17 protein-coding genes and 1 pseudogene are annotated in these 17,059 nt (G+C 42.0%); 8 read left to right on the top strand and 10 right to left on the bottom strand.

The features are described from left to right. Nucleotides 1–74 precede the first annotated feature (74 nt). The gene (locus ACJROX_RS05110) at nucleotides 75–1,445 is read right to left on the bottom strand and encodes a sigma-54 interaction domain-containing protein (RefSeq protein ID WP_408009684.1); all 1,371 of its coding nucleotides are present in this window, start codon (nucleotides 1,443–1,445) and stop codon (nucleotides 75–77) included. Nucleotides 1,446–1,625: 180 nt separating this feature from the next. On the opposite strand from ACJROX_RS05110, the gene ACJROX_RS05105 reads away from it, so the two are divergent. The 5 genes from ACJROX_RS05105 (at nucleotide 1,626) to hpaB (ending at nucleotide 5,679) form a co-directional block, all read left to right on the top strand. Continuing rightward, nucleotides 1,626–1,826: a hypothetical protein gene (locus ACJROX_RS05105; protein WP_408009683.1), complete on the top strand. Its 201-nt coding sequence runs from the start codon at nucleotides 1,626–1,628 to the stop codon at nucleotides 1,824–1,826. 135 nt (nucleotides 1,827–1,961) lie between these two features. After that, the gene (locus ACJROX_RS05100; protein ID WP_408009682.1) at nucleotides 1,962–2,639 is read left to right on the top strand and encodes a hypothetical protein; all 678 of its coding nucleotides are present in this window, start codon (nucleotides 1,962–1,964) and stop codon (nucleotides 2,637–2,639) included. A gap of 222 nt (nucleotides 2,640–2,861) precedes the next feature. Then, a complete protein-coding gene (locus ACJROX_RS05095) occupies nucleotides 2,862–3,014 on the top strand; it encodes a hypothetical protein (RefSeq protein WP_408009681.1) in 153 nt (50 codons plus the stop codon). Nucleotides 3,015–3,435: 421 nt separating this feature from the next. Further along, nucleotides 3,436–4,029 (top strand): GNAT family N-acetyltransferase, encoded by a 594-nt coding sequence (locus ACJROX_RS05090; RefSeq protein ID WP_408009680.1) that lies wholly within the window; start codon nucleotides 3,436–3,438, stop codon nucleotides 4,027–4,029. Nucleotides 4,030–4,236: 207 nt separating this feature from the next. Next, complete coding sequence (hpaB, locus tag ACJROX_RS05085; protein WP_408009679.1) at nucleotides 4,237–5,679, top strand: 4-hydroxyphenylacetate 3-monooxygenase, oxygenase component; 1,443 nt, start codon at nucleotides 4,237–4,239, stop codon at nucleotides 5,677–5,679. A gap of 28 nt (nucleotides 5,680–5,707) precedes the next feature. Here hpaB and ACJROX_RS05080 read toward each other — a convergent pair whose 3' ends face one another. From ACJROX_RS05080 to ACJROX_RS05055, 6 genes and pseudogenes are all read right to left on the bottom strand, one after another. Beyond that, the gene (locus ACJROX_RS05080; protein WP_408009678.1) at nucleotides 5,708–5,947 is read right to left on the bottom strand and encodes a hypothetical protein; all 240 of its coding nucleotides are present in this window, start codon (nucleotides 5,945–5,947) and stop codon (nucleotides 5,708–5,710) included. A gap of 544 nt (nucleotides 5,948–6,491) precedes the next feature. Then, a complete protein-coding gene (locus tag ACJROX_RS05075; RefSeq protein ID WP_408009677.1) occupies nucleotides 6,492–7,256 on the bottom strand; it encodes an NUDIX domain-containing protein in 765 nt (254 codons plus the stop codon). A gap of 29 nt (nucleotides 7,257–7,285) precedes the next feature. Then, nucleotides 7,286–7,828 (bottom strand): annotated as a pseudogene (locus tag ACJROX_RS05070) (histidine phosphatase family protein); the annotation flags it as partial. Between the two features lie 78 nt (nucleotides 7,829–7,906). Continuing rightward, nucleotides 7,907–9,025, bottom strand: coding sequence for an IS200/IS605 family element RNA-guided endonuclease TnpB (gene tnpB, locus ACJROX_RS05065; protein WP_408009676.1), 1,119 nt, complete (start codon nucleotides 9,023–9,025; stop codon nucleotides 7,907–7,909). 269 nt (nucleotides 9,026–9,294) lie between these two features. Then, complete coding sequence (locus ACJROX_RS05060) at nucleotides 9,295–10,059, bottom strand: SDR family oxidoreductase (protein WP_408009675.1); 765 nt, start codon at nucleotides 10,057–10,059, stop codon at nucleotides 9,295–9,297. A gap of 12 nt (nucleotides 10,060–10,071) precedes the next feature. After that, on the bottom strand, nucleotides 10,072–10,971 hold the full coding sequence (locus ACJROX_RS05055) for a DMT family transporter (protein WP_408009674.1): 900 nt from the start codon (nucleotides 10,969–10,971) through the stop codon (nucleotides 10,072–10,074). Between the two features lie 244 nt (nucleotides 10,972–11,215). Between ACJROX_RS05055 and ACJROX_RS05050 the strand changes: the two genes are divergently transcribed. Continuing rightward, nucleotides 11,216–12,130, top strand: a complete 915-nt coding sequence (locus ACJROX_RS05050) for an ABC transporter ATP-binding protein (protein WP_408009673.1) — start codon at nucleotides 11,216–11,218, stop codon at nucleotides 12,128–12,130. Next, complete coding sequence (locus ACJROX_RS05045) at nucleotides 12,127–12,867, top strand: ABC transporter permease (RefSeq protein WP_408009672.1); 741 nt, start codon at nucleotides 12,127–12,129, stop codon at nucleotides 12,865–12,867. The genes ACJROX_RS05050 and ACJROX_RS05045 overlap by 4 nt, the downstream gene beginning before the upstream one ends. 169 nt (nucleotides 12,868–13,036) lie before the next feature. On the opposite strand, the gene ACJROX_RS05040 is transcribed toward ACJROX_RS05045, so the two are convergent. Next, complete coding sequence (locus tag ACJROX_RS05040) at nucleotides 13,037–15,148, bottom strand: AAA family ATPase (RefSeq protein ID WP_408009671.1); 2,112 nt, start codon at nucleotides 15,146–15,148, stop codon at nucleotides 13,037–13,039. Between the two features lie 292 nt (nucleotides 15,149–15,440). Here ACJROX_RS05040 and ACJROX_RS05035 point away from each other — a divergent pair, with 292 nt between their 5' ends. Next, nucleotides 15,441–15,983: a flavodoxin family protein gene (locus tag ACJROX_RS05035; protein ID WP_408011579.1), complete on the top strand. Its 543-nt coding sequence runs from the start codon at nucleotides 15,441–15,443 to the stop codon at nucleotides 15,981–15,983. 78 nt (nucleotides 15,984–16,061) lie between these two features. Here ACJROX_RS05035 and ACJROX_RS05030 read toward each other — a convergent pair whose 3' ends face one another. Together ACJROX_RS05030 and nfsA are read right to left on the bottom strand one after the other, a co-directional pair. Beyond that, complete coding sequence (locus ACJROX_RS05030; protein ID WP_408009670.1) at nucleotides 16,062–16,217, bottom strand: hypothetical protein; 156 nt, start codon at nucleotides 16,215–16,217, stop codon at nucleotides 16,062–16,064. A gap of 69 nt (nucleotides 16,218–16,286) precedes the next feature. Next, on the bottom strand, nucleotides 16,287–17,045 hold the full coding sequence (nfsA, locus tag ACJROX_RS05025) for an oxygen-insensitive NADPH nitroreductase (RefSeq protein WP_408009668.1): 759 nt from the start codon (nucleotides 17,043–17,045) through the stop codon (nucleotides 16,287–16,289). Nucleotides 17,046–17,059: the final 14 nt, after the last annotated feature.

Here is a 17,059-nt window from a genome sequence, read left to right as displayed (position 1 = left end):
CTAAATCAGGCTTAATCCCTTCTAACACTAAAAATTCCAGAAACCCGGAAGGATTCCGGAATTCTGGAATGCGATTAAATAAGCTCATATTTTTTCATTTTTTCATAGAAACTTGATTTTCCGATACCAAGCGTTCTTGCTGCTGCAAGCTTATCCCCATCATTTTGCTGAAGGGCCTCTTTGATTGCATTGATCTCAGTCTGTTCAACCAACTCTTTCAACGATTTACTTCCAATACTGAGCCTGTCATTTTCTTTTAAATACTCTGGAAGGGAATCTTTATTGATCGTCTCGCCATAAGCCAAGTGCACAGCTGCTTCTATCACATTCTCCAGCTCTCGTATGTTTCCGGGCCAATTGTGATGGAACAATACTTGGTTGACCTCTTCATCAATGCTTTTGATCCGCTTGCCGGTCCGTCTGGTCACCTTTTCCAGGAAATGTTCCACCAACGGCTTGATATCTTCTTTCCTCTCGCGTAAAGATGGAATTTGGAGCTGGAAGCCATTAATCCGATAAAAAAGATCTTCCCGAAACAACTTTTCCTGGACCATCTTTTCAAGGGGGCGATTCGTGGCTGCGATGACACGTACATTGACCTTCTCCGTTTCATTCGCCCCGATCGGCTCGATTTCTTTTTCCTGTAACACACGCAACAGCTTAGCCTGCATTCTTAAGGGCATATCACCGATTTCATCCAAAAACAGCGTACCTTCATTAGCTAAAATGAATTTCCCAACTTTACCACCTTTTTTAGCTCCAGTAAATGCTCCTTCCACATACCCGAATAACTCAGATTCCAGGAGGTTGTCTGGTATGGCTGCACAATTCACTTTTACGAACGGAGCCATACTGCGTTCGCTCAGCTGGTGGATGCTATGGGCAAAAAGCTCTTTCCCCGTTCCGCTTTCTCCACGGATCAGAACAGAAATGTCACCACTGGAAATCTTCTTCACCCGATTTTTCGACTCTTTGATTGAAGCCGATACACCGACTAGATCGTTCAAGGAATATTTTGCTCCATTATTCGCGGTCCACTCTTTACGGTAAAATTCCAGTTCGGAAAACAAGCTTTTTACATGACTGTTCATCTTCTTCCACTGTTCAGTGTCCCGGAATATGACCGTTCCAAGTGCCGCTACCACTTCATCTTCATGAAATATCGGAATTCTGTTAGCGATCATATAATTCCCTTTGATATATTGAAGGCCAGCTATTTCCGCCTTTCCCGTCTTGACTACAATATGCATTCTGGTGTTCTCGATTACTTCAGTCACATGCGTTCCAATGACTTTTTTAGAATCGACCTCGAGGAAATCACAATAATTCTTATTCATGAATCGTACGATGCCCTCTGTATCAACCACCACAACCCATTCGAAGGCATTATCGATAATGGCTTCCAATATACTTTTATCCTTAAATTTGAATTCTGTCTGCAGCATCGTTCTCCGCCCTCTCCCTCTCTCTACTATTTACTTTACCATAAATTTTTGAATAATTATAAGAGTATTCAGACGATGGACGCTCTCGACTACCATTTTTGCCTGTAAAACTGATTTATTAGAAACAGTGGAACCCTCAGGACATATACTGAATTTAGAAAATTGCCTGGGGGAATTTATGTGATAGACCGTATTCTGCTTATCTTATTGTTGCTTTACCTGCTGTTGATCATTATCTTACAAAACCCGCTTTTCAACGACCATCGTTCAAATTCGAACCCGAATCCGATTACGATTGTGGGGAACATAGGACCGATAAGCTATGAGGACGGGACCTTGAAAATCCAATATATTGGCTATCCTTTTGTTCCGTTTCGATGAGGATTCATCAGTGCTGACTGATAGATGTCAGCTCTTTTTTTCCCTTTAAATTGTGTAAAGCCTCCCAAAATCTGAATGCTTTTTTAATAGTAGTAAATACTTTAAAAAAATCATATTTAGAAGGAGTGTACAGTAATGAAGAAAAAGAGTTTTTGGGCGGCCGCTTTAGGACTAGCTGTCATAGGAATGCTTTTACCGCAATATACAGAGGCTGCTACTACAAATATGAACGAATCTATCATGGCAGACGAAGCCAGAGAAGTGGAAGGTCATAAAGAACATATCAGTCATAGGCCAGCGATCCATCATAAATTTGACAAGAGGGAAATCCACTCCCTATTGAAAAAAGGACATTCCAAAGAAGATGTTTTCCAAGCAGCACACATCGCCAGGCATTCTGAAAAACGGATTGAGGAAGTCCTTACTTACTATAAAAGATCGAAGTCATGGGAACAGACGGCTGAACATTTCGGTGTCAGTCCAGAAAAAGTAGCTGAACAAAGAGCAAAGTGGAAAGCTCACAAAAAGAAATTCGAACAGCATAAAGACGAAATTCTCAGCTATCTCGGGGAATATTCTAATAAAGATGTTTCAGAATTAAAAAGCTACTTGAAGGAAGATGTACGGTTACATCACCTTGTCAAAGCGGTAGTAGTGGCGAAATTGAGCGATAATGATCTGAAAGCAGTCATCCAATACAAAAAACAAGGGCATTCACGTGAAGAAATGATGGAACATTTCAATGTGAACCATGACCAGATGCATGCTGAAATGAAAAAGGTCTGGTCAGAAATCAAATCAATCATGAAATGATAGGATGGGCTCGAATCAGAGTAACGGGTTCTCTTTTGAAGTACAAAAACGAAATTCGCAGCCAAAATCACAAGGCAAATCACTCATTTTTCACAGACAGTTTCACATAGGATTTCACAAGAAAAAGAGCTCAAATTTGGAGAGACCTAGTTAAATGAGACAGAGGAAAAAGCACCCCTATAGTCGTATTTAGATAATACGTTTTTAGGTGGTGTTTTTCTTATGGGGATGAATAGAGTGTATTCAGAAGAAGTAAAGCTAGAGGTTATCCAATATTTCTTCTACAACAATCCAGCCTTTAACTCAATACCAATTATTTCAAAATTCCGTGATTTGAGCAATGCTTTACTCCACAACCTCCCTTATGTGGATTAAATATAGGAACCTCTTATTCCAGATAACTGCCCTTTTCTTGAATAGCGATCAGCTTTATTCATATCTATATAGCGAATGATGAGGCTTGCGGAATTAAGCTAAGCCTGTAAAAAAGTTTGGGTGCAGAGGAGTAATGTCCAGCTCAGCGACCAGTCACTTGGATCACTTCAAACTTCCTGCGGGGGTCGACACATTGATTTATGTCGAAGGCGTTTACCCACCCAGAACCAAATCTTTGTTTGGTTCGAGCCTCTTCTTCAGTCTTCCAGTGACCTGCGTGACTATGCGGGTCGCTTCCGCTTTTCTTTGCCCGCGGAAAGGGAGCGGATTTTACATATATCAAAAAACATTTTATGAAAGGATTTTTCTTTTCTGGAATGGAATATAGTCAACAGTCAGAAAAGAAGGAGCCGATGACACAATGTGGATCAAGCCAGTAACATTAACAGGAAACCATGTAACAATGCGTCCAATGGAAGTGAACGATATAAAGGAATTGTATGAAGCGGCACAGTATGAAGAAATATGGGATTACATGCCGATGGCCATTAACTCTTTAGAGGATATGAAAACCTTCTTACACCAAGCCTTTAAAGCAAGAGATAAAGGTGTTGAATTCCCGTTTGTCATTTATGACCAACAGCAGCAGAAGCTTGTCGGAAGTACCCGTTTTCTTAATATTTCGGAAAAGGACCGGCATCTTGAAATCGGTTGGACTTGGCTGACCCCATCCGTTTGGCGTTCACCTGTGAATACAGAATGCAAATACCTGCTTTTACGGCATTGTTTTGAAGAGTTGGAAACGATCCGGGTTCAACTGAAAACAGACGGTCGTAACAGACGATCACAGGCTGCTATCGAGCGGATCGGCGGGGTCAGGGAAGGCGTTCTTCGAAAGAGCCGTCTCACCTACACAGGCTATGTAAGGGATACCGTTTATTTCAGCATTTTAGAATCAGAATGGCCTGACGTGAAAAGGAAGCTTGAAGAGAAACTAGCTAACACGAAAGTATAGATCTGCGCCGATTGAGGCTTTCAAGAAGTTCAATCATCCTGTCATTCTGTTTCGTAATTTTTCTTAAGTGGCTTTGTATGCCGATTATCCCCATCACTACAACTATAATTAAGAATATCATGGAATGAACACCTACTTTCTTTCGTACCGATGCGCCCTCTTTTGCATATTGTATTTGTATGATTGGGTGGCAAAGGAGTTAGATTTATGGGACTAATATCTGGGCAACAATACATCGACCGTATCAACAATTTACATCCTGAGATATGGATCGATGGTGAACAAGTAAAAGGAAAACTTTCAGAACATCCAGCCCTGAAAGGAATCATGAAAACGAAAGCAAGCTTATACGACCTTCAATTGAATGAAGAGAAAATCGATAAGATGTCCTTTGATTTGAAGAATGGCGAACGTGCCGGAATCGCCTTTTATCCTCCTAAAACGAAAGAGGATTTGGAGAAAAGACGACTCTCCTTCCAGGAGTGGGCAAAATCTACTGGTGGTTTGCTTGGTCGATCGCCAGATTACTTGAATACGATTTTAATGACATTTACACAATCAGCAGAACTGTTCAAATCACAAGACCCACAGTTTTGTGAAAACATGAGAAACCTATATGAAAAAGCAACCAGGGAGGACCTATCCTTCACCCATACTTTCGTCCATCCTCAAGTGAATAGAGGTAAGTATTACTATAATCTTGCAGATGACCAGGTCGCGGCACATATCAAGGAAAAGACGAAAGATGGCCTCATTATTAAAGGAGCCCGCTTGTTGGCAACCCAGGGGGGATTGACGGATGAACTGATCGTCTTTCCACAAGGAGGGATCAGGGAACCTTGTATGGCAAATGGGTTTTCCCTTCCTGCGAACACACCTGGTTTACGTTTCATAGCCCGTGAATCATTTGATTATGGAAAGTCCAATTTCGATCATCCTTTAGGTTCACGATTTGATGAGGTCGATTCTGTAGTTGTTTTTGATGATGTGCTTGTACCTTGGGAAAACGTGTTCTTTTTCGAAAGTACGGAGCTATCAGGAGAGATATACTCACAAACGAGCTTCTTTCCACAAACTGTCCACCAGGTGGTCAGCCGTTGTATCGTAAAAACCGAATTCATTCTTGGGACAATCCAATTGATGATCCATACGATCAACATTGGTGGATATGATCTTGTCCAGGATAAGGTCGCTGATGTGATTATTGCATTAGAAGCAATGAAGGCGTTCCTCCTGTCTTCAGAAATCCAAGCAAAGGTCGACCGGTGGGGGACGATGACGCCGGCTTCAGAGCCTCTTCATGCTGCATTATGTTATTATGCGAAAATTTATCCCTCTTTCAGTGAAATCATCCAAAACCTTGGAGCAAGCGGTCTTGTGACCATCCCGAACGAGAAAGATTTCAATTCCCCGATTCGGCGTGACCTGGATGATTATCTTCAAGCTGCAAATGCGAATGCAGAAGACCGGGTTAAAATCTTTCGTTTAGCATGGGACCTATCGATGAGTGCATTTGGAACAAGGCAATCTCTTTATGAACAATATTTCTTCGGCGGCCCACTCAGCCTTTCCAAACGGTTGTATTCAGGATATCATCGTGATCCACAAATTGAATGGGTCAAGGATTTTCTCTCGATTAACGATGAATAACCATCAAAAGCATCCATCAAGCAGCTGATCACTCAGCTGCTTTCGTGTGTTCCAATGAGAATTCTTCAAGTTCATGGAGCAAGTTGTACAGCCGGTTTTCCACTTGTTTTCTGGTCCCATAGCGGATTTCTTGTTCCCTATTCATGGACTCCTTTTCTAAAAGCATCATGTGCGTATGTGCCATCGTCACCAGCTTCAAAAACACTTCAATATGTAATGACTCTTGTTTTTTAATAGACTCCTGGAAACCACTGGCAAAACCATCCACTATTTCTCTTAACTGCCTGGTATATAGGTTGTATCGTTGTTTTCCATACCTTTGTGTATTATAGAAGGTTGGGAATGTCGTTTGATAATTGAATACGCCTTGGTCCCTGCATAGTCCGCCATCAACCCATTGTAGTTGAAAGGGACTTCCTTCTCGTACGCAATCTTTTTAGGAAGTCTAAGTACATAAGGATCCCTGTTACGGGTTACGAGATAGGCATAGTGCCAGGCACCCTCTCCAAGTCTATAGACCAGATTGGAAGAGAAGTAATTTTCGAGTAGTCTCGGGATCAGACTTACTGTTTATTGCCTGGTCGATAATTAAAAAAGCCCACCTGCTTCCACAGGTGAACTTCGACATTCCTATCGCTTTTTAACCTTGTTTATTTTTTCAATGATCATTTTTTCGATTTCGTAAAAGTTGAACATGGAATCCGCTCCCTTTCGAGTATTTTTGTTAATCTTAGTTTACGGATTTCCTCATGTTCTTTAACCGGTCAGTAGAATGGATTTCCCTCGGTCTCTGGTTTGATTTTCTCCTCCGTCTAATTCCCAATCCGGTTTAGCCGTTCATAGGGGTTTACTTTGACAGACTCAACCGGTACTGAACCCGCTGATTTTAACGCATCAACCGCTCTTGTTGCCATATGAGGGCGTGTGAAGTACTCTGAAATATTTTCCTCGGTAAGCATGGCGAATTTCGCCTCCTGGATTTCAGAATCTTGTTTTACGATCTCCGTATTGAGTGCAATTCCTTTAAACACGATACTAACAATCCTGCTCGTTATGTTTTGATAGACTCCTGTCGTCTTCGTCAGTTTCACATTGATCGCTGTTTCTTCTAAAATCTCGCGGATCAATGCAGTTTCGAGCGGTGCACCCTCTTCTACTTGACCGCCTGGCAGCTCCCACGTATCGTTGCGCCAATTCGTTTTGACAAGAAGCGTTTCCCCTGCTTCATTCTGAATAAGCCCAGATACTGCAACAATATGGCGGGGCACATGGTAATTACCTGTCGATTCCATGAATTCCTGTTTGCTGGATAGGATGAACGGAGAGATCAATTGTTTTTTTGACTGTGCTTGAGTATGTAATTTATCTGCGCGTACCCGCTTTTCAATCTGCTCATATGCTTCATAGCTTTCATATTGCCAAACCGCTGTAATGTTGCGTTTATCCTCACTTACCCATCTTCCTACCAGCTTTGCACCATGTTTCCATTGGTTAGGGAGCAAATATGTATGAAAAAAATCAGTGAAAGCCTCAACACCGCCTGGTTCGATATGATATGTCTTTTTTCGAAAAATCATTTGTTTTCCCCTCTCCACCTAAAACTCATTTAGACATTCCAAAGCCTTTTTACATCTACTAACTCTTTTTGATCAAAAGTCAGCTTATAAATGTCCGGCATCGTAAGCCGTTTCCAAAAGTCAAAATCATATTTTCGATCAAAATGGTTCATGACCAAGACCATGATATTTCCATGTGTACCGATAACGATCCCTTTCCCCTCGTATTTCTGTAACAACCGGGAGATACTAGGAATCGCCCTTTTTTGTACCTGAATGTTAGACTTACCTCACGAAAAGGAATAATCAGGCTCAGCCCAGACTTTATTGATTGCAAAATCGAAGTCTTCAACAGAATGAGCTGCTAATGTACATTCCCTCAAGTTTTCGATGATCTGGACTTCAAGCCCCTTCATTCCGGCAATTCCTTTTACCGTTTCGATTACCCTTCTATAGGGACTGGAAAGTATAACATCGATATGTTCTTGTTCAAATCGTTCGGCCACTTGTTTTGCATCTCTTCCGCGTTCAGAAAGTCCACGTCCATATTCATCAGCGGAATATACAGAATGGGTATGACGGACAAATTGAACCTCTCGCCACTTAACGACCTTACGGTCTGTTTGAAGTGGGAGATTCCTAAGAGCACCAGTGCAACCACCTGTTCTTAATTAGGCTATCCCCGCAGTTCCTGCGGTTAATCGTAATGCTTCATTACGAATATTGATACTTGCATTCATGTCTCGATCGTGATGTTCGCCGCAAGAAGGGCAATCCCATTTACGCAATCCGAGATTTTTAACATCTTTGTTTTTGTATCCGCATTTTGAACATAGTTGACTAGAGGGAAAATTTTTTGCGACAATGACTACTTGTTTGCCATACCACTTCGCTTTGTATTCAAGCATCATACGGAATTTCGACCAACTAACCTCACTGATAGATTTGGCTAAATGGTGGTTTTTCAATAGATTCCTTACTTGTAAATCTTCTATACCGATGATGTCGTGGTTTTTGACAATACCGGTCGAGATTTTATGCAAGTCATCCATTCTTGCATTGGTAATTTTCTCATGCAGTCGTGCAACCTTTATCCGTTGCTTATGCCAGTTGGAAGAACCCTTTTTACGCCTTGAAAGCGTACGTTGTGCTTTGGCTAATTTCTTTTCAAGTTTGCGAAAATAGTTGTGATTCTTATGTATTGTTCCATCAGACAAAATCGCAAAGTCCTTGAGGCCAACATCGATCCCTAAAGCTGAACCGGTTTTAGGTAACGCTTCAACCTCTGTTTCAACAAGGATGGATACAAAATATTTTCCGGTTGGATGACGTCGAACCGTGACATTCAGGATACGACCTTCAACCTCACGACTTTTGGCAAACCTGACTAAGCCAAGTTTAGGCAACTTGATTTTGTTGCCTACAATCGCAATATTGCCGTTCGTGTGCTTTGTTGTGTAGGATTGTACATTATTCTTTTTAGACTTAAATCGTGGTGCTTTGTTTTGTTTCTTGAAGAATCGAGTATACGAATCAGCAAGATTTTTAAGTGAGGATTGTATAGCAATGCTGTCAACTTCTTTTAACCAAACCAATTTTTTCTTAAGTTGTGTTAATTGAGAAGAACAAGCGTTATAAGTTAATCCTTTGCCTGTTTCTTTGTATGTATCATTCCATTTTGCTAAAAAATGATTAAAAACAAAACGAGAACAACCAATGGTTTTAGCGATTAAGATTTCCTGTTTTTTGTTTGGATAGATCCGAAACTTATACGCTTTTTTGATTAACATGGTTGATCATCTCGTTTAAAGGGAATGTATGTTCTTATTCTAACACAATGAGGTCCGCTTTGGCTAACGCCAACCGACATTCATCTCCCACCTACTCATTGGGATACGCCCTTCACATTCCTTGAGGTGGGAGTCTTCTGTCGGTAACGATAAATAGATGTAAGGTACTCAGCAGGGATTAGAATTTCAGTAGAAGAAGAATTTCACTGTGCATTTAAACCCGATTCATCAAATAAACAATCGACAGCTGAGATAACCAATCTATATAACTATGTTCGCTGAAATCCACCTTCAGAGTGGATGACTTGGCCAGTTATCCATTCTGCTTCTTCACTTGCCAAAAACCGGATCAATCGTCCGACATCTTCAGGTGTACCAAGCCTTCCCATAGGAAACTTTGGTAATAGTGCTTTTTTCAAATCAACATCCATCCACCCAGTGTCATTCGGACCGGGGTTTACTGCGTTGATTGTTATCCCTTTTTCAGCAAGGTCAGGCACGAGCGTTTTCGTCAGATGTTCAACTGAACCCTTGGTAATGGCATAAGAAAGTTCGTTGCGCATCGGCTCGAGTGATTGACCTGAAGTCAATGAAATGACACGCCCACCCTTCCTTTTTGTAAAACCTCTCGCAAAATACGAAGTCAATAATGTAACAGCCTTCACATTGATAGCATAATGCAAGTCAAGGCTTTCTTCCTCAATCGTGGCATAGGAGTCATTCGTCGAATAGCAGGCATTGTTGATAAGGATATCAGGATACCCTAATGTTTCTTCGACTTGTTTCAACAGCACTATGAGGTTCGATGCCTGGGACAAATCCACTTCAATACGCTCACATCGTATTCCTCTCTCTTTCAGCTCTGCCTGTAAAAGGGCAGGTTCATCCTCATTGATCCCCCATTCCATTTGCCGATCATAATCCGTCCAATAAGTAAAAAAAACATCTATACCTGAATCAGCAAGAGAGCGACACGTTGCTGCTCCGATTCCTTTCAGGCGGCTGGCGCCGGTTACAAGGGCTATACAATTCATTTTTACTCCCCCTTATTGTGCTAATGATTGTTTCAGCCTCGTTTTTTTCGATTCTCGTACGATCATGACAGCACTGAGAACCAGGAAGATCCCAACCAATTGCCAGACTGTCAGTTGTTCTTGGAACAGCACAACACTTACTAAGGTCGCGACTACAGGCTCGACTGTAGCTGTAATCGAAGCACGGCTCGATTCCACGAACTGCAGACCGAACGTGTACAGCATGAAGGCGAGCACAGTGGAAATAAAACCGATCCCGACAGCATTCAACATGACACCTGGTTCTTGTAGCTCGTTTGTCATCCTCCATAATCCTGTGGTCGGAATCATCGCAACAGACGCAAAAATGAACGTATACGTAATGACGGTCAAGGATGAATATTTAGATAGCGCATACTTTCCGAAAATACTGTAGAGTGCGTACCCCAAGCCTGATCCAAGTCCCACGATGACGCCATATATAGACACAGAGCTTGAACCTCCGGGAATCAATCCGATTACAAACGTACATCCGAACAATGTCATGAATAATGCGATAAGTTTTCTTTTCGTAAACCATTCTTTGAATAAAAATCTTGAGATGATCGTGACGATTGCAGGAGCTGTATAAAGTAAAATTGCTGCTACCGCAATCGAAGTTTCTTGTATCGCAGTGAACAGGCACCAGTTGAAGAAGACGATACTGAATATGCCGGTTCCAATGAAATAAATGCTGTCCCGCCAATGGACCTTGAAGAGCTTAGGGTCTTTCAAGAGTACAAATACAATTAAGATCAGTGCTGCAACAATGACTCGGATCGCTACGACCTGGATTGCTGTAAAGCCATAGGCATATAGCCCTTCAACAAAGATTGCTATAAGCCCCCACAAGGCCGCTCCGAGTGCGATCAATACATATGCCCATTTTTTCATTGATGACTCTCCTTTATAATTCTGTGCATCCTCACAATTTCGATAGAAGCCCTTGGATTCCTTTTTAGAGTCCATTTTAAAATTTATCGGTGCACTTTTGATTTTTATCGGTGCAAATCAAAAATATATCGGTGATTTTCAAAAGTAGCTCATATATTTGAAACTTCATGTGGTTACGTCCGTATTTATAACCATATATTAGGAATTATGGTTTAAACGAGTGTATTCAAGAGGAGGAAACCTGGTGGAACATGTAATTACCGTAGAAGATTTATCGAAATCCTACGGAGATACCCATGTTGTGCGTAATATTTCGTTTACTGTGAATAAAGGGGAAATCTTCGGGATCATCGGACCGAATGGTGCAGGAAAAACAACTACCATCGAGATGCTTGAAGGAATCCGTAAACCGGACGAAGGAATGATCGATGTACTAGGATTAGAACCAAGCAGCCAGTTAAGAGAGTTGAATAAACGGATCGGGGTCCAATTCCAGGCCACGTCGATCCAGAAGAAAATGAAGGTGGAAGAAGCACTCGATCTGTTTTCATCTTTTTATCATACGAACACACAGAAAGATTATTTGATAGACTTGCTTGGGCTCAAGGAAAAGCTGGATGTTCGTTTTGAGGATTTATCAGGCGGCTGGAAGCAACGGGTCACCCTTGCCTTAGCTACCCTCCATCAACCGGAAATCCTTTTCCTTGATGAACCGAGCATGGGACTTGACCCACATGCGCGGAGGGAAATGTGGTCTATGATCAAGCTCTTGAAAGAACAAGGCTCTACAATCGTTATAACAACACATTATATGGAGGAAGCTGAACGTCTTTGTGACAGGGTCGCGATGATTTACGGGGGACAACTGAAAGCTCTGGATACGCCACGAAATCTGCTTGATGAAATGACCGTCAATTATCTATCCTTCCAGAGCAATGAATTGCAATACGACAGCCTTCTCTCTCTACCTGGTGTAGTCCGTATCGAAAATGAGCTTGAGGTTTTCAAAGTATATAGCGAAACCTTACAAGAGACCTCTTATCACATCTTTAAATACTGCTATGAAAAAGAAATTGCGATTGAAAACTTCAAGTTCGAAAAGGGAACGCTCGATGACCTGTTTGTCCACTATTTAGAAAAGGAGGAGCAGACAGCATGACAGCGATGATCAAACTTGCAAACCTCGAAACGAAAATGTTCTTCCGGGATCGTCTAAGTGTATTCTGGACCTTTTTATTCCCAGTATTGATGATCTGGCTGTTCGGATCCATGTTCCAAGGACAGGATATGAACGGTATGTCCTTTGCGGAGCTTTATGTACCTTCATGGATCGGGGTCAACATCGTGACGACTTCCTTTTTTACATTAGGAACCGTACTAGCCAGTTATCGTGAAACAGGAGTCCTGCGCCGTTATCAATCAACTCCATTACAGCCTTGGAAAATATTAGTGGCACATACGGTTCAAGGGACTTCCATTTTTACGATTTCAGCGATCCTATTAATGGTTTTCGGCATGTTGATGTATGATCTCACCTTGCCGCAGTATATCGGAAGTACATTGCTTGCATTGCTCGTGAGTATACTGGCATTTTTCCCGTTTGCCTTGTTTTTGACTTCTCTAGCAAAAAACACCCAAGCTGCTGCAGCGATCAGTTCGTTATTTCTTAACCTGATGCTGTTTCTATCCGGAGCAACTTTCCCTTTGGAAATGATGCCTGATATTCTACAATATGTAGCGAAAGTTCTGCCGCTTTACTATACGATCCAGTTATTGAGAGGAACATGGAATATCGGCCCGATCACTGAATATGGTCTTGAAGTCGGTGTGTTACTCGGAATTGCAGTCGGATCCATGTTACTCGCTTCCCGTTTCTTCCGATGGAGCGGACAATAGAAGAAATTACTTCATGAAACGTGTAATTCTATACTGAATATTGGTAAAGTCCTCAAAAATATTGGTAAACACAGAAAAAATATTGGTAACTCCTCATATTTATTGGTAAAACAGCAGAAGAGCAAGAAAAAAGGGAAGAGTCCTTAAATAGGCTCTTCCCTTCATTATGTCATCCTTTTTGGACAACGATTTGGTCATCGATATAATCAACTTTGATCTTAGGGGTATCCTCATTATCCAGCAGAAGATCGGCTATGCCATCCTCCACTTTTTCTTGAAGGACACGTCGGATTGGACGGGCACCGAAACGAGGATCGTATCCGAGATGGACGATTTGCTTTTTCGCTTCTTCCGTCACTTCGATTTCACGGCCATCTTCCTTCACCATTTCACGGATGTCATCCAGCATCAGGTCTACGATTTGAATGAGATGTTCTTCGTTCAACTCGTTGAATTGGATGATCGCATCAAAACGGTTCAAGAATTCAGGCTTGAAGTAGTCTCCAAGGTTTTCAAGAATGGAAATCGCTTCGGTTTCTTGATTTTCAAAACCTACCTTGATTTTCTTATCTCCAGTACCAGCATTACTTGTCATGATGATGACTGTGTCTTTGAAGCTGACTGTACGGCCTTGGCTGTCGGTTAGTCGACCATCTTCCATGATTTGAAGGAACATGTGTTGGACATCAGGGTGCGCTTTTTCAATCTCATCTAACAGAATGATGCTGTAAGGATTTCTTCGCACTCGTTCTGTCAACTGCCCAGCTTCATCATGGCCGACATATCCTGGAGGTGAACCGATCAGCTTGGAAACAGAGTGTTTTTCCATGTACTCACTCATGTCCAGACGGAGCATGGCATCCTTCGAGCCGAACTGCTCCTCAGCCAATGTCTTCGTCAATTCGGTCTTACCTACACCAGTCGGGCCGATAAATAGGAATGAGCCAATCGGACGGACCTTCGATTTCAGGCCAGCCCGGCTTCGACGGATTGCTTTGGCAACCTTTTGCACAGCTTCTTCTTGTCCGATGACACTTGAACCAAGGCGCTCAGCAAAGTTCTTCAGCTTGTTTTGCTCTTCATTTTGAAGTTTGCGCACTGGAATTCCGGTCTTTTCTTCGACAATCCACTGGACATCTTCAAGGTTGACCTCAGGTTTTTCTTCTGTTGATGTTGCTGTCTGTTCTTGCAGCTTCAACTCTTCATCCCGGAGTTTTGCAGCCCGCTCGTAATCTTCTTGTCGTGTCGCTTCTTCTTTTTCCTTTACGATAGCTGCAAGTCGTTCTTCAATATCTTCTGAAGATGCCGTTCCTGCATGTTTCAAGTTCATTTTGGAGCCGGCTTCATCCATAAGGTCGATCGCTTTATCCGGCAAGAATCGATCCTGGATGTAGCGTTGGGACAATGTTACACAAGCTTGGAGCGCTTCGTCTGTGTAACGGATATCGTGATATTGCTCGTATTTTTCTTTCAATCCTTTTAAAATCTCTACGGCTTCATCGATTGTCGGCTCTTTCACCATGACTGGTTGGAAACGACGTTCGAGTGCCGCATCCTTTTCAATTTGACGGTATTCTTTCAATGTCGTCGCACCGACAAGTTGAAGTTCTCCGCGAGCGAGAGCTGGTTTCAGGATGTTTCCTGCATCCATGGAGCCTTCAGCTGAACCTGCTCCTACGAGAAGATGGATTTCATCCACAAACAGGATGACGTTTTTACGTTGTTGCACTTCAGAAATCAACTGTTTCATCCGTTCTTCAAATTGACCACGGATACCTGTATTTGCAACAAGTGAAGAAACATCCAATAGGTATACCTGTTTGTTGAGAAGTTTCTTAGGTGCATCTTGTTCTGCGATCTTCAATGCTAAACCTTCCGCAATAGCCGTCTTACCTACACCTGGCTCCCCAATCAGAACAGGGTTGTTTTTATTTCGACGGTTCAAAATTTCGATGACTCGATTCACTTCTTTATCACGACCGATTACCGGGTCGATCAATCCAGCTTTAGCTGCATCTGTAAGGTTACGTCCTAGATCATCAAGAAGGCCGCCTTGACCGCGTTTTCCTGCAGCACCTTGGCCTGCTTGCTGTTCCTTCTGTGCCATGAAATCCTCCATATTGAAGCCCATCGGATTGTGGCCAAAACCGCTTGGCTCCTTCATTTCATTTTGGATTTCTTTATAACATGTAGGGCATAGACGTAGTTGTTTTGTTATTCCGTTTATGTGAAGAGTCATTCTTACATTGGCTTCGTTTACTTGACATTTTTGACAACGCATATCAATGACCTCCTTAAAAAAATAATGATTAATTTGATTATAAATTAATTTTGATCAAAGTTGACTTTGACTATCTTTGATCTTTGATTATATTATAATTTGACCTTCTTTGACTTTCAAGTTTTTTGTTTTGAATTTTTTTTTGACTATTCATTTGGTCTACGAGGATAACAAATGAATTTACTCATTGCAAAGGTGTTGATTTTGGGGAGTTTGGATTGCTCGCAATTCAGGTCTTATTTGGCTATGCTTATAATGCAAAGTTATTTACGGGGAGGTACATACCATGAAAATATTAGCGATACATGGAAGCTCTAGAGCGAATGGGAATACAGAGCAATTGACCATGAAGGCAATGGAGGAATTGGACGTCACCCATGTTCATTTGAGGGATCATACGATTCAGCCGATTGATGATCTGCGCCATGAACCTGACGGATTCCAACCAGTAGAGGATAATAATGATCATATAGTCAAATTGATGCTCGAGCATGATATCCTTGTCTTTTCGACTCCTATCTATTGGTACGGAATGTCTGGCATGATGAAGGATCTCATCGACCGATTTTCTCAAAACATGCGGGACACGAGGTTTGACTTCAAGGGGAGCTTGAGTGAGAAAAAGGCATATGTCATCTGCTGTGGCGGGGATAATCCGAAAATCAAGGCACTGCCTCTCATCCAACAGTTCAATTACATCTTTGAATTTGTTTCCCTGGGTTTTGCCGGCTATATCATTGGTCAAGGAAACAAACCAGGTGAAGTATTGAATGATCAACATGCATTGCAGCAAGCAAGTGAACTGAACAAGGTACTGAAAAATTCATTAAAGTAGTACTCACCATGCAAACAGTCTCAGGTAAAATGTCAAAAAAAGGCCACCAAACATCTTAAAATGTCCGGTGGCCTTTTTTTAAAACTCTTGTTCTTCCCGCTTTGGTACATCCTCTTCCCGAAGATTATTCGGGCCTTTTGCCAAATCTTCTGCAATCTCAAAGTCCGGTAGGCTTTCCTTCGGTGTTTGGTTATGATGCGTTGTTTTATCTTGTCGCTGCTTTCGTTTTGTCATCTGAATACCTCCATCCTTTTATGATATAGAGGTAGTTTTCGCAGACCTTATAGGACGTATTCGCAGCTCTTATTTCAACGGAATTTTAATGCTCTTCAAAAAGTCCTTCATGTACATTCTCACTGGCTTCGTCATTTTACCTGCAATGATTTCCGTCCAAGAATGGGACCGTTTTCCTTGGGTACGTTCACGATAATAGGCAGAAATATCTTCATTATATGAAGCAAGTTGCTCCTTGAGCAGCTGATCATCTTGTTGGTATCCATCCACGTGGTAAATGTTCTCCATCGGCAGGCGTTGCTTTTTACCAGGGTTCTGATCGGGTACACCGACACAAAGACCGAATAAAGGAATGACTCGATCTGGTGTATTCAAAACTTTTACGACTTCATCCAGTCGGTTACGGAGACCCCCTATGTAGCATATGCCGAGCCCCATGGATTCAGCTGCTAGCACTGCATTTTGAGCGGCAAGAGCTGCGTCAATCGTCCCGACCATGAACTTTTCGGTGGATTCCACTGTTTCTTCGATTTCCTTTTCCGATAAACCTTCCATCTCCACAGCTAGCTTATGGCGATGCAAATCTGCACAAAAAACGAAGAAATGACCGTTCTTTTCTACATATTCTTGATTACCCGCTAATTCTGCCAGCTTCTTTTTCTTAGCAGGATCTTTCACTCCGATGATCGAATAGACTTGCAGATAGCTTGAGGTTGCAGCCGCTTGAGCACTTTGTACAATGAGTGAGATTTGTTCATCTGACAGCGGCTCATCTTTGAACGCACGTATACTTCGATGATTCAATATCGTGTTGATCGTTTCATTCATCACATTCCACCCTA

Source organism: Pseudalkalibacillus sp. A8 (genome assembly GCF_045920555.1).
Lineage (GTDB): Bacteria > Bacillota > Bacilli > Bacillales > Fictibacillaceae > Pseudalkalibacillus.
Note: the sequence above shows the minus strand (reverse complement) of the source record. Positions and strands in the feature narration are given on the sequence as shown.